Source organism: Xanthomonas sp. CFBP 8443, assembly GCF_025666195.1.
Lineage (GTDB): Bacteria > Pseudomonadota > Gammaproteobacteria > Xanthomonadales > Xanthomonadaceae > Xanthomonas_A.
Genome location: NZ_CP102592.1, coordinates 1,737,518 through 1,753,943 on the forward strand (window position 1 = coordinate 1,737,518; position 16,426 = coordinate 1,753,943).

The window sequence follows — 16,426 nt, forward strand, 5'->3', positions numbered from 1 at the left end:
GGTGCCCGTCGCTCGCTGCGCCCTGGAGGCGCGGTCCCTTGCTTGCGTCTTGCGGCGTTCGCCGTGGTCGGCACATAGTAGGCATCGACGAACGGGGGCGGCGCATGAAGGGATGGGGAGCGTTGTTGTTGCTGCTGGCCTGCGCGGCCGACGCCGGCGCGGCCGAGCCGGCCGCGGACGGCAGCGCCGGACCGCTGTTTGACACGATCGTGGCGCTGGACCAGCGCCTGTTCGGCGCCTACAACAGCTGCGATATGGCGGCGTTCGAGCAGCTGTTCGTGCCCGATGTGGAGTTCTATCACGACACCGGTGGCGCCAGCTGGGACCGCAAGACGGTGGTGGACAACACGCGCAAGTGGATCTGCGGCAAGGTGCGTCGCGAGTTGGTGGACGGCACGCTGCGGGTCTACCCGGTCAAGGACTTCGGTGCGATCGAGGAAGGCGAGCACCGCTTCTGCGAGCTGGCCAGCGGGCGCTGCGAAGGCATCGCCAAGTTCGTGATGGTGTGGCGCCAGGACCAGGACGGCTGGAAGCTCACGCGGGTGCTCAGCTACGGGCATCGCGCGGCCGCTTCGCCGGCGCCCTGAGCATGCGCGGCTGCGCTGCGCATGCGCGTGCGGGCAGGCGCAGCAATCCAGGCGCTAACGCACGCGCCATGGTTGAATGACGTGGCGCGCCAGGCCGTGTCTGCGCTTCCAGCCGGGTGGGGGATCTGGCGACCTTGCGGATGCCGATGATGGTGCCGTCGATCTGGATTGCAGGGGTTGCCGTCGTGCTGCTGCTGGGCATCGGCGGCTGGATGTGGCGCCGTGGACGCCCGCGCGGACCCGTGGTGCCGATCGCCGTTGCGCAAACAGCGGCAGCGTCTGCGCACCGTGCCACCGGCGAAGACGCCGTCACCGATGCGGCGATCGCGGCGGAGCCGGGACAGGGCGTGGCTGCCGCTGCCGCCGAACTGTCCTTGGAGCAGGAGTCCGCGCTGTTGCTGCGCCTGTACGCTCTACCGTTCGCCGGCGTGCCTGCGCCCGAACCGAGCGCGGCATCGCGTGCCACGCAGGCCGAGATCGCCGCGGCGGCCGTCGCGGTACTGGCGCGCATCGACGCGCATCCGCGCTATACGCCGCGCCGCCCGCAGCTGTTGCCGCAGCTGACCCGCGCGATCAACGATCCCGACGCCGGCGCCCAGGCCATCGCCGCGATTCTCGGCCAGGATCCGGCGCTGGCCGGCAACCTGCTGTGCATCGCCAACAGTGCCGCGTACCGCCGCCACGCCGGGCCGATCGAGAACCTGGAGCGCGCGGTGGCCATGCTCGGCACCGAGGGCCTGCGCCAGATCGTGCTGGCCGCGCTGCTGCAGCCGGTCATCGCCGACGACGGCAGCGCGTTCGGCCGCTGCGCGGCGCTGCTGTGGGAGCACGCCTTGCTGTCGGCCAAGGCCACGGTCGGCGATGCAAAGGCAATGCGGCGCGATGATCCGAATGGGGTGCAGTTGCTGGCGCTGCTGTATGGACTGGCAGCGGTGGCTGTGGTGCAGGTGGTGCGCGATGCGCATGGCAAGCATCCTGGAGTGCATCTGGATCCGCAACTGATCGCCGGCATTTTGGAAACCTGGTCTGCGCCCTGCGCGAAAGCCATCTCGGCCGATTGGGGGCTTCCTGCGCGGTTGCAACATGCGCTCGAGGAGCAGGACATTGCGGCCGCACTTCAGTCCGGAAATACCTTGGCGCGTTCGCTGCGCCGCAACCGCGCGTTGGCGGCCGCCGACATGCTGGCCGTGTACGAGGATCCCGCCGCGCGATGAAACAACAGAACAGGCGATGGAGGCGAGGCGTGGCGACGATACGACGGCAACACTCCATGCACGAGACGCGCGCTCCGGCGCGGAACCACCGGTGCTCGCGCGAGCTGGCAAGATCGAGTATCTCCCGCTCCGCATATCGGCGCAGGCCATGAGCGCGACCGAGCCTGCGCCCGAGGCGTGGTCGCCTTCGCCGAACGCCAATCGGGTGTTGCAGTTCTTCCAAGTGCTGCTGTTGACCTTGGGGGTGGGCGCCATGCTGGTCGGCTGCGCGGCGGTGGCCGCAGTGTGGATTCCGCGCTCGCTGGAGTTCCTGGCGGTTTGCCTGCTTCCGGTCATGCTGCTGGCCACGCTCGCCGTGCACGAGTACGGCCACCTGCTTGCCGCACGCGGCATGGGCATGACCGTGTACATGATGAAGATCGGCCCGCTGCAGATGCTTGCGCGCCGTCGCGGTTGGCGACTGCGTTGGCAACGCGGATGGTCCGGTTACGCCGGTTATGTGATGGCGCTGATTAATCCGTATGCCGCGTTGCGCCCGCAATACGCAGTGTTGAGCGCCGGGGGGCCTGCTGCGAATCTGCTGGTGGCGCTGCTGATGGGCGCGCTGGGGTTGCATCTGGGGATCCAGGCGCGCATGGGCGCGTTCTGCGTCGGTTTCGCCGTGCTCAACCTGGCAGTCGGATTGGCCAACTTGATACCGTCGCGGACGGCGATCGGACCCAGCGATGGTCTGTATCTGCTCGGGTTGTCGCGCAGGCTAGATGCGGACCGGCCCGATCGGGTGTTGGCCCAACTCAATGGCCTGTCATGCAGAGGCATCACCGCGGACAACTTGCCCGCGGAACGGGTGGCCTTGCTCGCGCAAGACGACTGGTGGCTGTTCCACAGCTGGTTTGTGCTGAAAGCGGCGCAGAATCGTTGCCAATGGCGGCAGGCTGCGGCGTTGGAGGCGGCAGTTGCCGATCAGATCGCAGCTTTGCCCGAGCAATCCGGGGCGCATTTTTCCCAGTTGATCGCGATGCTGCAGTGCGAACTCTCTTTCTCGCGTGCGATGGCCGCAGAGGCGAGTGCTGCGCCATTGGACGCAACCTTGACTCCGGAGCTCGACTGGTTGATGCCGTGCTTGCGCATGCGCTGCCGAGCGCTGATGGCCGTACAGCGCGGCGACGATGAATCCGCATTGCGTTTGCTGCGCCAGGCGCAGGAGTGCGCTCAGGGCGAACTCGATCCGTCGTTGCGGATCAGCGAGGGCATCTTGTTGGAAGCAGTCCGGCAGCGCATTCGCAATGATCCATCGCGCAGTGCGGCGTAGCCGGTGTGGCGGCTGTGCAAGCCGCCGCATGCAGTTGAGGAAAGGTGCTCGCCATCCAGGCCTGTGCCAGAAGTGGCGCCGCACCGGCGCGGCTCAGCGCAGCGGCACGTCCGCGACCTTGTCCTGGTAGTCGCGCTTGGGGTCGATGCCGAACAGCACCTTGATCCCGGCGACCAGGCTGGAGCCGTTGAGCCAGATCTGCGCGTGGTCCGGATCCAGGCGCAACAGCGCCAGCTTGGGATCGTCCTTGCCTTCTTCGTACCAGGCATCGATGAAGCCGTTCCACAGGCGTTCGATCACCGCCTGGTCGTTGTCCACGCTGAGCGTGCCGCTGATGCTCGCGAACAGGTCGTGGTCCTTGGCGCTGAACGCGGCGATCACCCGCTGGCTCTGGGTCAGCTTCTGCACCAGCGCGTTGTCCTTGGAGGTGAAGAACCAGATCGGGCCGCCGCGGTCGCCTTCGAACTGCGCGGTCATCGGCCGCGCGTGGCCGTCCTCGACGCCATCCAGGCCGAGCATGACCGTGCGGTCGGATTTCAATGCCTTCCAGAATTTCTCTTCCAGTTCCTGCGGGCTGGCCATGCGGATCTCCGATAGGGCGTGAATGCCGGCGGTCACTGTGCCGCGCCGCGCGCGCGCGACCCGTGACGGAGGCGTGGACAGGGCGTGTAGGTGGAGTCCGCGGCGATGCGTGGAGGGAAGGCGAGCCGGCCTGGCGCCGTGGTGGTAGACAGTGGTCGCGCGCGGCTTCGACTGGGATCGGCGTCGAGGCTTGCTGGCCGCGCCAGTGATACCTAGTGGCTGGGGCACGACGGTTTCCGAGGCGCCGGCGCAGCACGCCGGGTGCGGTGTCGCGTTCCTGCGTGGCGGCCGTATCCGTCGCCTGCTTCGGCAAAGGACGCACGACGATGAGTGCCAGCTCCGCGACACAGCCCTTCCTGGATCCGCAATTGACGCTGGCGATGGCCCAGGCCAGCATCGCCGCTTATGCAGCCTACGAACGCCAGCCGGTGATGGCGCCTTCCGATTACCGGCTGGTCGCCAGGTGGTCGGGGTGGGACGGCGATCCGTTCGGCGGCAGCGAAGAGCTGTTCGGGCTGCTGTTCCAATCCATCCATGACGCGCGCATCTGCCTGTTTGCATTCCGCGGGACCGACTCGGATCTGGACATCTACGAAGACCTGGACTTCGTCACCACCGATTTCGTTCCCAGCGGCGGGACGCTGTCGCCGCCGCCGCGCGTGTCGGCGGGGTTCTACGGCATCTACGACGGCAGGGGCGGCGGCATGCGCGCCTCGATGCGCGAACAGTTGTTCGCGCTGTTGACGCATTTCGCGCCGATCGAGGTCTACGTCACCGGCCATAGCCTGGGCGGTGCGTTGAGCCAACTGTTCTCGCTGGATCTGGCGGTCAGCCAGCCGCGCCGGCGCATGCGCAACGTCAACTTCTGCAGCCCGATGGTCGGCGACGCCAGCTGGGGCCGGGCCTACGCGGCGGCGATCCCCGCCGCCGACAGCACGCGTTGCTACAACTATTGGGACTACGCGCCCACGGTGCCGCCGTCGGCGTTCGGCTACGTCGCGGTGGGGCAGGCGTTCCGCACCGCGTACTACGTCCGCGATGCCTGGTTCGCGCATCTGTTGTCGCGGCATTCCATCATCAACATGCAGCGAGTGCTGCAGCATGCGTTGTACCTGTCGCCGCAGGCTTGGTCCGGCACATTCCCGGATTACGTGGACAGCAAACGGTTGATGCTCAGCCAACTGCCACCGGCGGCGCCGCAGCCAGCATGGACAGACGTCGCGCTGGCCGCACGCGCTACCGAACAGGCCCTGGGATTTCCGGACGAGGCGGCGACCGCGGCGCCATGAACCGTGCCGCGCCGGACAAAGGCTCTCCGCGCGGCGGTGTTCCCTGCGGCACGGCGCCGCAGTCGGTCCGGCGCCACACCGCGTGCCGCCGGTTCCGATCCCACCTGAGGAGTGCAACCACCATGGCATCGTTCGATCTGTACTTTCCGCAACTGCTGCGCTTTGAGGGCGGCTTCGTCGACGATCCGGCCGATCCCGGCGGCGCCACCAACCGTGGCATCACCGTGGCCACGTTCCAGCGCGATGCGCAGCCGGTCCTCGGCGAGGCGCCGACGCTGCAGGCGCTGCATGCGCTGACCCCGATGCAGGCAGCCGCCATCTACAAACAGGATTATTGGGACAAGCTCGACGCCGACCAGATCGCCTCGCAGCCGCTGGCGGAGATCCTGTTCGACTTCTACGTCAACGCCGGTACCGAGGCGGTCCTGCTGTTGCAGCGGATCCTGCAGCAGCTCGGCGCATCGGGCTTGGCCGTCGACGGGCAGATGGGGGCGGCCACGCTGGCCGCACTGCAGGCGGCCGATCCGGCGAAGGTGTATGCGCTGTACCGACAGGGCCGCATCGATTACTACCAGCGGCTGGCGGCGGAACGCCCGGCGGACGCTCGATTCCTGGCAGGCTGGATTGCGCGTGCGGAGTGGTTTCCGGCTACGTTGCCGTCCGCGTCCGCGGCAGCACCGTCCGGCGACGTCGCCTGAGGCCGGGCAGGTGCGGCGCGATCCGCTGCGGCGCGCACGCTTCACGTGCGGGGCATGCGCCGCTGGCTAGCATCCTGGACCGATGCGGCCGCACGGTGCGGCTGCGGCGAGCGCGCCACCGGCGACGCGTCGCCATCGGATGCGGGAAGACAGCAGCATGATCAAGTGGGCCATCATCATCGCCATCATCGGACTCATCGCCGGCGCGCTCGGTTTCACCGGCGCGGCGGGCGCGGCCATGGGTATCGCCAAGTTCCTGTTTTGGGCCGGCATCGCCATCGCCCTGGTGCTGTTCCTGCTCGGCACCGTGCTGGCCAAGAAGGTCGGCTAAACGTTCGCATGCTTCGGGCGGCGCGCAGGCGCCATCCAGCTTGTCGCGGCTCGCTTGGCAAGGCCATGAGGCGCTTGGGCGGGGTTGCCAGATCGGGCCGCTGGCTGGATGTCCATCGGCAGCATCGTCGGTCGGCGCCAAGTGTGCAGCGTAGGCGTCAAGAAACGGAGTGTGGGAATCAGGCGCAGGCATAGCCAGCCGAGCAGGCGGCCAGGGATTTCGGGCATATCGGCACCGCATCGCGTGCTACGCCAGATCGCCGCATGCCTGTCTATGGAGAGGCCGCCATGTCTGGACGGCCGGTAAAGCGCAAACCGGTACGCGCTGGCGAACGCCGGCGCGGGGTCGCTGTCGCGGCGGCGCTCAGCTGCCGCTGTCGGGCGTCTTCGCTTCGGCGTCGGCTGCGGCCTTGGCCGCCTCGCGCGCCTCGCGCTTGCGCGCGTCCTTCTCGTCCTGCTGTTTCTTCTTGGCGATTTCGCGCTGACGTTTTTCGAAGGAGTAGTTGGGCTTTGCCAAGTGGATGCCTGCCGTATGTGAGATGGGGCTCCCAGTGTAACCGTTGCGCGCCGGGGCGGTGGCCGGCGGCGGACAGGCCACGCGCGCGGCGTGGCCTGTCCCGGCACGGGAGTACGGCCCTCCCGGGCGCCGCTTACGGACTCAGGTAGGGCTGAATGGTCGAATACACGTCGGATAGGCGCGAGTAGTAGTCCGGATCGCTGGGCGCGCTGCAGTACGAGGTGCCGCCGTACAGGCCGCCGCGCAGCTGGTAGGCGCCGCTGCTGTTGACGGTGAACAGGCCCGAGCCGGAGGAGCCGCCCTCGGTGACGCCGGTGTTCCACACCACCCGGTACAGCGGCGACTTGCCGTCGATCGAGGTCGACAGGCCGGTGACGCTGCCCAGCGAGTATTTCTTGACGTCGCCGGCGGGGTGGTGGATGCCCTCGATCGCGGTGCCGGTGGAACCGATCGCCGAGCTGCTCCAGCCGGCGTAGAACGCGCCGCTGGGCGGGGCGGTCTTCAGTTCCAGCAGCGAGGTGTCGCGGGTGGTGTTGGCATGGCGCAGGTAGGCGCCGCCGCTGAGCGTGGTGTAGGCCGAGCTGACCGTGGAGCCGTTGCAGGTGGTGGCGTCGTAGAACCAGTAGGTCTGCAGGGTGTTGGCCACGGTCTGGGTGCTGATGCAGTGCGCGGCGGTCCAGAACAGATATTTCTTCGGCGAGTTGCTGTTGTTGAGCAGGGTGCCGGTGCACAGGTAGGAGCCGCTGCTGGTGCTGAACACCATGCGCGCCACCGACTTGGCCGCCGAGGTGAAGCCGCTGCTGGGGCTGGCGCGGCAGACGATGTCGCGCTCGCACGAATCGCTCTCGCCGATCATCGGCCGCATCATTTCCTCGCTGGCGACGGGATTGATGTCCATGTGCGAAATCTGCGGGATCTTCAGCGCGAAGCCCTGCGGATACTGGCCGGCCGGCAGCTCGATCTCCACCACCAGGCGCGAGCCGGACACCGCCGCCGACCAGCCCGGCGCGCTGCCAGCGAAGTCGGCGCCGCTCTGTTCGAACACGCGGCCGTCGTCGCCGGCGAAGCGCAGCGTGGCCTTGGCCGGGTCGCCCGGCTGCGCGCCGCTGCCACTGAGCTGCAACGCCGCGCGCAGCGCTGCCGCATCGGTCGAGACGATCTCGAAACTGGTCACCTGCGCGCCGCTGGGGAGGCTCTGCCAACGCAGCCGGCGCAGGTTGATCGCCGGCGTGGCGACGTCGCGGGAGAAGCCGATCTGCAGCGGCTGGCCATGCTTGACCTGCTGCCCGCGCAATTGCTTCATCTTCGCGGCCTGGGCGCTGTCGGGAGCGGCCAGTTCGATCAGGCGCGGCGCGTGCGCGCTGCCGGTGGCGAGGCTGCGCAGTTCGGCGCCGCCGAGCGCGGCCGCGTCGGGGCGGGCTTGGACCGGTTCGGAGTCCATCTCGGCCGCGGGGGGATTGGTGGCGATGGCGACGGGGGAGAGGCCGGAGATGCCGGCGAGCAGGGCCAGATACAGTGCGTTCTTGCGATTCATGGATCTTCCTTCTGCTAGAAGACGATTGGACCATCCGGCAGGGGACCGGATGCCGTTGCACCTCGTCCAAGGTGCACGGCCGAGGCTACGGGCGCCGGCACGGCGATTGCGTGCGCGCCGTCACGTGCCAGGGGCCGATTTTGTAGACGCTTGTCTTCCTGCCGTGGCCTGCATGCGCCTGGTCCGGCGCCATGCGGCACGCGGCTGCGGCGCAGGCCATGGCGCAACGCTGCCGATCGTCTCGGCGATCGCGCAGGCGCAACCGTGGCGCCCGCGCACAAAAAGCCCCTCCCGCCTGCGCGGGAGAGGCCGTTACTTGCAACGTGGTGCGACGGGCGCGATCAGGGCGCGCGGCGCGTCGCCGGCACGAACTTGTAGAGCTTGTGCACGCCGGTGCCGAAATTGAAGCGGCTGTAGCCGGCGCCCCAGTACACCGCACCGTCCACCACCGCCGGCGCGCTCGAGACCGAACCGCCGGCACCGAAGTTCCACACCGTGGCGCCGGTCTCGGCGTCGAGCACCGTCATCTCACCGGACATCGAGCCTGCGTAGACCAGCCCGGGCGAGGAGGCGAGCGGGCCGCGCCCGCCAGCGCCGAAGCTGGTCAGGATCGGATCGATGCCTGGCACCTTCACCTGCCACACGATCCTGCCGGTGGCCGCGTCCAGCGCCGCCCACGAACCGGCGTTCCAGGTTTCGGTGTTGCCGGGGGCGAGGGTGTAGCTGGTGTGGTTGTTGTTGTTGATGGCGACGTAGACGCGCGATTTGAGCGGATCGACCGACGACCCCCACTCGATGCCGCCGGCGGTGCCGCCCGGGCCGACCTGGGTCGACCACACGGTGCGCCCGTTGTCGGCATCCAGCGCCCAGTACACGCCGCTCTTCTGCCCGGCGCCGACCAGCGCCTGTGGCTTGCCGTTGCGGATCACCGTGAACAGGTTGGCGCCGCCGCCGCTGAAGTCGTAGTCCGGTCCCTGCGGCTCCTGGCAGATGCCGGCGGTCGGCGCGACCAGGCACGACAGCGACCAGGCATCGGCGCCCTGCAGGCGGCGCGTCCACGCCGGCTTGCCGCTGCGCATGTCCAGTGCAAGCACCGAGTCCACGTAGTTGTCCGGCGCCAGGCAGGCCAGTTGCGCGCTCTTGTCGCCGTTGGCGTTCTTGACACAGCTGGCCACGGCCAGCGGCACCGAGTAGTTGTTGCCGGTGGTGGCGTAGACGCGCTGCCGGCGCGGGTCGATCGCCAGGGTGCCCCACACCGAGGCGCCGGTATAGCCTTCCGGCGCGGTCTGGAAGCGCCACAGCAGCTTGCCGGTCTTCAGGTCGAGCGCGGCCACGCTGCCGCGGAAGGAGAACGTGTAGCCCGGGCTCAGCCCGCCCCAGTCGCCCGAAGACACGCCGACGTAGACGCGATCGCCGTACACCACCGGCGAGGCGGTGATGCGCGCCTGCGCATTGGCTTCGACCAGGGTCTTCCACAGCAGCTTGCCGGTGTTCTTGTCCACCGCCACCACCGTGCCGCTGGCCTGGTCGCCGACCAGGATGCTGTTGCGGGCGATCGCCGGGCTGTTGCGCGACAGCGAGTTGGGGTTGCCGGTGTAGTCGGACAGCTTCACCTGCCACACCGCCTTGCCCAGCGTGGTGTCGATGCGATACAGCTGGCCGCCCCAGTCGGGCACGTACAGCGCAGTGCCCTGCACGGTCGGCGTGGCGGAGACGTCGCCTTGCGTGGTGAAGGTCCAGGCGGTCTTCAGTCGTGCCGCATTGAACGGCGTGATCTGCCACTCGGCAGGCGCGAAGCGGGTGTTGAGATAGCCGCCGCCGGCGTTTTCCCAGCTGTTGCGCGTGGCGAACGGCGCGCCGCCGCCGCTGGCGCCGAACCATGCGGCGCCATTGCCGCCTTTGCTGTCGCTGCCATACGCGGAAGCGTCGCTGGCGCGGTCGCTTTCGCCATTGCCCGGGTAGTTGGCGGGTGCTGCGTTGCCGTTCGAGCCTGGCGCCGGGGGAGCGGTGGCGGACTGTGCCGACGCCGAGGCGCCGAGCATCAATCCGGGAACCAGCGCCAGCCACAGCAGGGAGAGTTTCCGGTGCGCGTAATGCCTGTTCATGCGGTGTCCTTCGGGACTTGGAGTGGGGACCCCCCTTTGCGTCCGGCGCAATGGTAGGAACGGAAAACCGCGTGTGTCATGTACGTACAAAAAAGTTAGGGCATGCGAAAAGCCTGCCTAGATAGCGAAAAACAATCGCGCGCATGGCGCTTCGAAGGAACCGTCTGCACCGCCCGGGCAGACGGACCTCGGCGCACGTCCCTGCAACATCCGACGTAGCCGCTTGCCTGGCAACGCTTTGCGTGTTGGAACGCGGGGAAGCGGGCGTTTGCGCCAGCGTCCTCGGTACGCCGGTCGGCAGCGCATGAGCAGCGGCTGAATGCCGACGGTGCGGGTACACCGGCGTCTCTGCGACAGCGTGACGCGATGCGGCTGCATGTCACCTTGGTGACAGGCTGCGCGCGAGACGCTCGCCGTGCCGCGTGCGCGCGGCAGCGCGAGCGCGCCGCGAAGACGCCGGTGCCGACGCCGACGCCGGGGCGTGATCTCTTCTGCCTGGGAGCGGTGGGCATCGGCGCCGCTCGTCTGCCTCGGCAGGCCGCCCCAGCCGCACCGGTGCTGCCGGACAGGAGCGGCCCGCGCCGCACGGGGGCGCCACCGCCCCGCCAGACGGCGGCGGGGCGCGGCATATGTACGCATCGAGGCGGAGAATGATTAAGCTGGCGCATTGACGCGGGGACTAGGCAATGGGAACGCTTTGCTGGCGGGGCTGCGAGGCGTCGACGACACGCCACGGCGGCGCAGGGCACGTGCGTGCGGCGGGTGGCCGCGCGCGGCGGGCAGGGCACGGTTGCCGCGGGACGGGGGCGCCATCATGAAACTGGCCGATTTCATCGAGGCGAACATCGAGCCGCTGTGTCGCGACTGGATGGCGTTCGCGCGGACCCGCGGCGAGCAGGGCGAGGCGATGACCCCCTACCAGTTGCGCGATCACGCCGCGCAACTGCTGGCCGAAATCGTCGCCGACATGCGCGCGCCGATGAGCGCCGCGCAGCGGCGGCTGCGCTCGCAGGATGCCGGGCCGGAGGTGTTCGAGGCCGAAGGTGCGGCGAGCCTGCATGCCCGGCAGCGGGTCAAGCACGGCTTCGGCATGGTCCAGCTGGTGTCCGAATTCCGCGCGCTGCGCGCCAGCGTGATGCGCCTGTGGGGCAACTCCGAGCACACCCCGGGGGTGCAGGATCTGCCGGACATGAGCCGTTTCAACGAGGCGCTGGATCAGATCCTGGCCGATTCGTTGCGCGCCTTCATGGAAAGTATGGAGCAGACCCGGCACTTGTTCATGGGCATCCTCGGCCACGACCTGCGCGGGCCGCTGTCGACGGTGATGAGCTGCGCCGAGTTGATGCTGGGCCAGGGCCCCGAACGGGCGCCGCAGGCGCATGTGTTGATGCGCAGCGCTGCGCAGATGAAGGCGATCCTCGACGACCTGATGGAATTCACCGGGGACAATCTGGGTGTGGCGGTGCCGGTGCGTCCGGAAGCGGCCAGCCTGGAACGGCTGACCCGTGAGGTTGTCGACGAGATGGCCGCCATCTATCCCAAGTCGCCGGTGCAGGTGAGCGCGGCCGGCGACCTGCACGGCAGCTGGGACACGATGCGGCTGCGCCGGGTGGTGGCGAACCTGCTGACCAATGCGTTGAAGTACGGCAGCCGCGACCAGCCGATCAGCATCGTGGTGAATGGCGAGCGGGCGGACGAGGTCAGCTTGAGCGTACACAACGAGGGACCGCCGATTCCCGCCGAGATGCTGGACTCGTTGTTCGAGCCGTTGACCACGACCGCGGAGGCGGACGGCGCGCCGCAGGTGGCCGGCGCGAACCTGGGCCTGGGCCTGTACATCGTCGACAGGATCGTGCGCGCACACGGCGGGCGCATCGACGTCAGCTCGTCGCAGCAGGACGGCACCCGGTTCCTGGTGACGTTCCCGCGGCAGGCGCTCGCCAGCGGCTGAGCGGATGCGGATGCGGGGCCGGCGGGCGTCGCGCGCAGCGCCGGCCGCGCGCACGCTGGCGAGGGGCGGCGTTGCCGTGACCCGTGCCAGGGCGCGCCGAGCCCGCCAACCGCGCGCGGGCGCGAAATTTGGATTAGGGTGGCGCGTTTCCCCGAACCTGGAGGTGGACCGTGAAACCGTCATCGATCGCCACGATGCTGTCGCTGTGCCTGGGCGCCGCGCATCCCGCGCTCGCGCAGAGCGCCACGCCTGCCGCCGACGCGCTGCAGGGCAAGGTGGATGCGCTGTACACGCGCGCGCCGGACACGCTGCAGGCCAAGGACGTGGCCGAACTGCAACGACGCCTGCTGGACTGGGCGCAGCTGGACCGCTACCGCGCCGACAACGCCGCGTTGGCGCCGCCGGCGGCCGGCGAGCGGCGCGTGGTGTTCTACGGCGATTCGATCACCGACATGTGGGGGCGTAGCGAGGGCGCCAGGTTCTTCCCCGGCAAGCCCTACGTCAATCGCGGCATTTCCGGGCAGACCACCGCGCAGATGCTGGTGCGCTTTCGCCAGGACGTCATCGACCTCAAGCCGGCGGCCGTGGTGATCCTGGCCGGCACCAACGACCTGGCCGGCAACACCGGCCTGTCCACGCAACGCATGATCGAGGACAACCTGCGCTCGATGGCCGAGCTGGCGCAGGCCAACCACATCAAGCTGGTGCTGGCGTCGGTGCTGCCGGTCAGCGATTACCCCTGGCGGCCGGGGCTGCAGCCGGCGGAGAAGATCGGCGCACTCAATACGTGGATCAAGCAGTACGCGCAAAGCCACGGCGCGGTATACCTGGATTACCACAGCAAGATGCGCAATCGCCAGGGCGGCCTGGACAAGGCGCTGGCCACCGACGGCGTGCATCCCACCGCGGCCGGTTACGCGCTGATGGCGCCATTGGCGCAGCAGGCGGTGGAGCGCGCGTTGGCGCAGCCGTAGCGCGGTGCGGCACAGGCGCGCTCTACACGCTCGGATGGATCGATCCCGATCCTGATCGCGCCGCGCCGCTACGGCGCGGTGCCGGCCGGCGGCGAGACCGCGGCCACTTCGCGGCGCAGCCAGGCGCTCACCGCCGCGTCGTCGTCCAGGCGCACGCGCGGCGCATAGGCCTGCATCGCACCGCGCTGGCGCCCTTCCAGGCGCTGCATCGGCAGCAGCAACGTCGCGCGCCCGCTCGGTAGCGGCACGCTTTCCACTTCGGTGTAGAGCGTGTCGGCACCGGTCGGCTGGCCGACCTGCTCCACGCCGGGACCTTCCAGCAGGCGGTCCATGAAATCCAGGCAGGCGCTGATGCAGGCGCCGTCGGTGATCGCGACGATGCGCGCCGGGCCGCCGCGCGGCGGGGTGCCGGCGGCCGCGCTCGGCAGCGGGTCGCGATACAGCATCTCTCCCTTGTGCTGCGCCGCGCGCAGGCCGTCCAGCAAGCGGTCGAAGCCGGGCAGTTCCTGCGGGTAGCGCGCGGCGATGCGCGTGCGGCGCGTCTGCAGGTTCTCGATCACCCCGTCGGAGACCCGCCACAGCGAGGCGCTGGCGCGGCGGCGGTCCAGCGTGGGCAGCGCCTGCTCGCCCCAGATCGCGGCCAGCACCGCATCGCCGGGCGCCGCGGCGCCGCCGCCGTTGCCGCGCAGGTCCAGGACCAGCAGGGCGGGCGTGTGTTGCCGCAGCGCGTCCGCCGCCGCGGCGATCGCGGCCATGGTCGACTCGAAGCCGGGATCGCCGGCATAGAAGGTCGGTAGGGTCAGTTTCCAGGCCGCCGGCGTGAGGCGTTCGAATGCACCTTGCGCGGCGCTGGCGGGCGCGGGCGGGGTCGAGCTCGCGCTCGCGGCGCCGGTGTAGGTGTCGGTGTCGGGCGAGGCCAGTTCGATCGCGACATGCGGATCGCCGAACGAGGCGACATAGGCCTGCATGACCTGGGCATAGCCGGCACGATCGACGATGCGCCGCGCCTGGGCCTGCGCCGCGCTCGCCGCCTGCCGCGCCTGCGCGGCCAGCGCCGGATCCGCGCCGGGGGCCAGGCCTGGATGATCGGCGGCGATGCGCGCGGCGGCGAACTGCAGGTCGGCTTGCGCCAGCGCGGCATCGGTCGGCGCCAAGGCCAGTGCCGCTGCCAGCATCGTTGCGATCATGTCCGTCCCCTTGTGCCCGCGGCGAGTGTCGGCCGCCAGCCGCGACGCGCGCAATAGGCCGCAAGACAGGGGGACTTCGCGCCGCCAGGCTCAATCGTGCGCGACGGCACGGCTGCGCGCGCCGTGCGTCGGCGCGTCACCGGTCGCGAACGCCGCCGCTCAGAAACGCTCGCCGCCGGGCAGATAACGCCATTCGCCTGCTGCCAGTTTGCCCAACGGGATGCGGCCCACGCGCAGGCGCCGCAGGCTGATCGCTTCCAGTCCGACCTCGGCGCACATGTGCTGCAGCTGCCCGGGCTGCACGTGCTTGATCGCGAAGCGCAGGCGGTCCTCGTTCTGCCAGCTGACCTTGCACGGCGGCAGGCTGCGCTGCCGGTAGACCAGGCCGTGCGCCAGCCGCAGCATGCCGTAAGGCTTCAGTTCGCCGCGCACTTCGACCACGAACTCCTGTTCGATCGAGGTCGCGTCCTCGGTCAGTCGGCGCAGCACGCGGCCGTCCTGGCTCAGCACCAGCAGGCCGCTGGCGACATCTTCCAGCGGCAGCGGCGCGTTCAGGCGCAGGAAGTGGCGTTTGAGCACGCGCACGTTGGCCATGTCCAACGCGCTGCGGGTGTCCGGCGTGACCAGCGCCAGGGCGGCTTCCAGGCTCAGCCCGGCCGGCTTGTGCAGCAGCAGGGTGGCCGGTTCGACCGCGCCCAGTTGCGCGTCGGCGGCCAGGGTCACTTGCTGCGTGGTTACCGCCGCCTGCGGCTCCTCGACCACCACGCCGTCCACGCTGACCCAGCCGCCTTCGATGTACTGCTGCGCTTCGCTGCGCGAGCACGGCAGCATGGCGGCCACGTATTTGTCGAGGCGGGTGGGAGCGGACATCGAAAACTCGGCGATCAGGGCAGGGCAGTGTACGTGCAGCCATCGCCGCACGGCCATCGGCGCGATGCCCTCAGGCGTCGGCCGCGCCGGCCAGATCCAGCTGGGTGAGGTACAGGCGCAGGTCGAATTCCAGCTGGTGGTAGTCCGGCGCGATGTGCGTGCACAGCTGGTAGAACGGCTTGTTGTGCGCGCTTTCCTTCAGGTGCGCCAACTCGTGCGCCACGATCATCTGCAGGAACGCCGCCGGCGCGTCGCGGAACACGCCGGCGATGCGGATCTCGCGGCTGGCCTTGAGCCGGCTGCCCTGCACGCGCGAGATGCTGGTGTGGGTGCCGAGCGCGTGCTTCACCGCCTGCAGCCGGTTGTCGTAGATCACCTTGTGCAGTGGCTCCGAGTTGCGCATGTGGCGCTCCTTCAGGGCCAGCGTGTAGTCGTACAGCTGGCGGTCGTTGCGCACCGGATTGGGCGCGTCGTAGCGCTTGCGCAGCCACTCGCGCAGGCGATCGCGCGCGATCAGCTCGCGGACCTGGTCCTGCACATGGGGCGGATAGCCGAGGAGGTATTTCAGCGCTTGCATGCCGCCACGATAGCGTGCCACGGCGGCCGGCACGAGCCGTGGCGGCCGCCGCAGGCCCGCGGCCAGGGCTTGGCCGCAGCGGGTAAGATAGCGGCCAACGTCTTGGATCGACTGGATTTTCCCGATGCGCAATCCCCTGCAGGAACAACTGCTCAAGGCCGGCCTGGTGAAGAAGAACCAGGTGGCGCAGGTCGCGCGCGAGCAGGCCAAGGCGCGCCACGGCAAGGCGCCGCCGCCGCCCAGCGCCGAGCAGCTGGAAAGCGAGCGACTGCGGCTGGAGCGGGTGGAACGCGATCGCGCACTGGCCGCCGAGCGCAACGCGCAGGCGCGTGCGCAGGAGCAACGCGCGCAGGCGCGGCAGATCGTCGACAGCAACAAGCTCAAGGCCGATGGCGAGATCGACTACCACTTCACCGATGCCGGCAAGATCCAGCGACTGCGGGTGGATGCGGCGCTGCGCGCGCAGCTGATCAGCGGCGCCGTGGTGATCGCGCGGCTGGACGCCGGCTATGTGCCGATCCCGCGCGCGGTGGTGGAAAAGGTGGCCAGCCGCGATCCTGCGGCGATCGTGCTGGACACCACGCAGTCCGCGCCGGCCGCCGGCGACGAGGACGACGCCTACTACAGCCGCTTCCAGGTGCCGGACGACCTGATCTGGTAGCCGCGGCAGCGCCGCGCCCGCCATCGCGCGGCGTGCAG

At 69.4% G+C, this 16,426-nt stretch carries 16 protein-coding genes; 9 read left to right on the top strand and 7 right to left on the bottom strand.

Annotated elements, in window-relative coordinates; all coding sequences use genetic code 11:
* Positions 1–104: 104 nt before the first annotated feature.
* From NUG20_RS07460 to NUG20_RS07470, 3 genes are all read left to right on the top strand, one after another.
* Positions 105–587 (top strand): nuclear transport factor 2 family protein, encoded by a 483-nt coding sequence (locus tag NUG20_RS07460; protein ID WP_263397735.1) that lies wholly within the window; start codon positions 105–107, stop codon positions 585–587.
* Positions 588–832: 245 nt separating this feature from the next.
* Entirely contained in the window at positions 833–1,801 is a 969-nt protein-coding gene (locus NUG20_RS07465) for an HDOD domain-containing protein (protein ID WP_263397736.1), read from the top strand.
* 148 nt (positions 1,802–1,949) lie between these two features.
* Entirely contained in the window at positions 1,950–3,113 is a 1,164-nt protein-coding gene (locus NUG20_RS07470; RefSeq protein WP_263397737.1) for a M50 family metallopeptidase, read from the top strand.
* 93 nt (positions 3,114–3,206) lie between these two features.
* Here NUG20_RS07470 and NUG20_RS07475 read toward each other — a convergent pair whose 3' ends face one another.
* Positions 3,207–3,695, bottom strand: a complete 489-nt coding sequence (locus NUG20_RS07475; protein ID WP_263397738.1) for a pyridoxamine 5'-phosphate oxidase family protein — start codon at positions 3,693–3,695, stop codon at positions 3,207–3,209.
* A gap of 326 nt (positions 3,696–4,021) precedes the next feature.
* On the opposite strand from NUG20_RS07475, the gene NUG20_RS07480 reads away from it, so the two are divergent.
* From NUG20_RS07480 to NUG20_RS07490, 3 genes are all read left to right on the top strand, one after another.
* Positions 4,022–4,984, top strand: coding sequence for a lipase family protein (locus NUG20_RS07480; RefSeq protein ID WP_263397739.1), 963 nt, complete (start codon positions 4,022–4,024; stop codon positions 4,982–4,984).
* Positions 4,985–5,106: 122 nt separating this feature from the next.
* A complete protein-coding gene (locus NUG20_RS07485) occupies positions 5,107–5,682 on the top strand; it encodes a glycoside hydrolase family 108 protein (RefSeq protein ID WP_263398413.1) in 576 nt (191 codons plus the stop codon).
* 157 nt (positions 5,683–5,839) lie between these two features.
* Positions 5,840–6,013, top strand: coding sequence for a DUF1328 family protein (locus NUG20_RS07490; RefSeq protein ID WP_263398414.1), 174 nt, complete (start codon positions 5,840–5,842; stop codon positions 6,011–6,013).
* Between the two features lie 363 nt (positions 6,014–6,376).
* Here NUG20_RS07490 and NUG20_RS07495 read toward each other — a convergent pair whose 3' ends face one another.
* The 3 genes from NUG20_RS07495 to NUG20_RS07505 form a co-directional block, all read right to left on the bottom strand.
* Complete coding sequence (locus NUG20_RS07495; protein ID WP_263397740.1) at positions 6,377–6,529, bottom strand: hypothetical protein; 153 nt, start codon at positions 6,527–6,529, stop codon at positions 6,377–6,379.
* Between the two features lie 133 nt (positions 6,530–6,662).
* Entirely contained in the window at positions 6,663–8,063 is a 1,401-nt protein-coding gene (locus NUG20_RS07500; RefSeq protein WP_263397741.1) for a trypsin-like serine peptidase, read from the bottom strand.
* A 341-nt stretch (positions 8,064–8,404) separates the two neighbouring features.
* The gene (locus NUG20_RS07505; protein ID WP_263397742.1) at positions 8,405–10,168 is read right to left on the bottom strand and encodes a BamB-related PQQ repeat family beta-propellar protein; all 1,764 of its coding nucleotides are present in this window, start codon (positions 10,166–10,168) and stop codon (positions 8,405–8,407) included.
* Positions 10,169–10,982: 814 nt separating this feature from the next.
* On the opposite strand from NUG20_RS07505, the gene NUG20_RS07510 reads away from it, so the two are divergent.
* Positions 10,983–12,119, top strand: coding sequence for a sensor histidine kinase (locus NUG20_RS07510; protein WP_263397743.1), 1,137 nt, complete (start codon positions 10,983–10,985; stop codon positions 12,117–12,119).
* A 170-nt stretch (positions 12,120–12,289) separates the two neighbouring features.
* Entirely contained in the window at positions 12,290–13,093 is an 804-nt protein-coding gene (locus NUG20_RS07515) for an SGNH/GDSL hydrolase family protein (RefSeq protein WP_263397744.1), read from the top strand.
* 68 nt (positions 13,094–13,161) lie between these two features.
* Here NUG20_RS07515 and NUG20_RS07520 read toward each other — a convergent pair whose 3' ends face one another.
* From NUG20_RS07520 to NUG20_RS07530, 3 genes are all read right to left on the bottom strand, one after another.
* Positions 13,162–14,280: a S41 family peptidase gene (locus tag NUG20_RS07520; protein ID WP_263397745.1), complete on the bottom strand. Its 1,119-nt coding sequence runs from the start codon at positions 14,278–14,280 to the stop codon at positions 13,162–13,164.
* Between the two features lie 159 nt (positions 14,281–14,439).
* Positions 14,440–15,150, bottom strand: a complete 711-nt coding sequence (locus NUG20_RS07525; protein WP_263397746.1) for an rRNA pseudouridine synthase — start codon at positions 15,148–15,150, stop codon at positions 14,440–14,442.
* A 70-nt stretch (positions 15,151–15,220) separates the two neighbouring features.
* Positions 15,221–15,727, bottom strand: coding sequence for a YgjP-like metallopeptidase domain-containing protein (locus NUG20_RS07530; protein WP_263397747.1), 507 nt, complete (start codon positions 15,725–15,727; stop codon positions 15,221–15,223).
* Positions 15,728–15,851: 124 nt separating this feature from the next.
* Between NUG20_RS07530 and NUG20_RS07535 the strand changes: the two genes are divergently transcribed.
* Positions 15,852–16,388 carry a DUF2058 domain-containing protein gene (locus NUG20_RS07535; protein ID WP_263397748.1) on the top strand — a complete coding sequence of 179 codons (537 nt, stop codon included), beginning with the start codon at positions 15,852–15,854 and terminating at the stop codon, positions 16,386–16,388.
* Positions 16,389–16,426 lie beyond the last annotated feature (38 nt).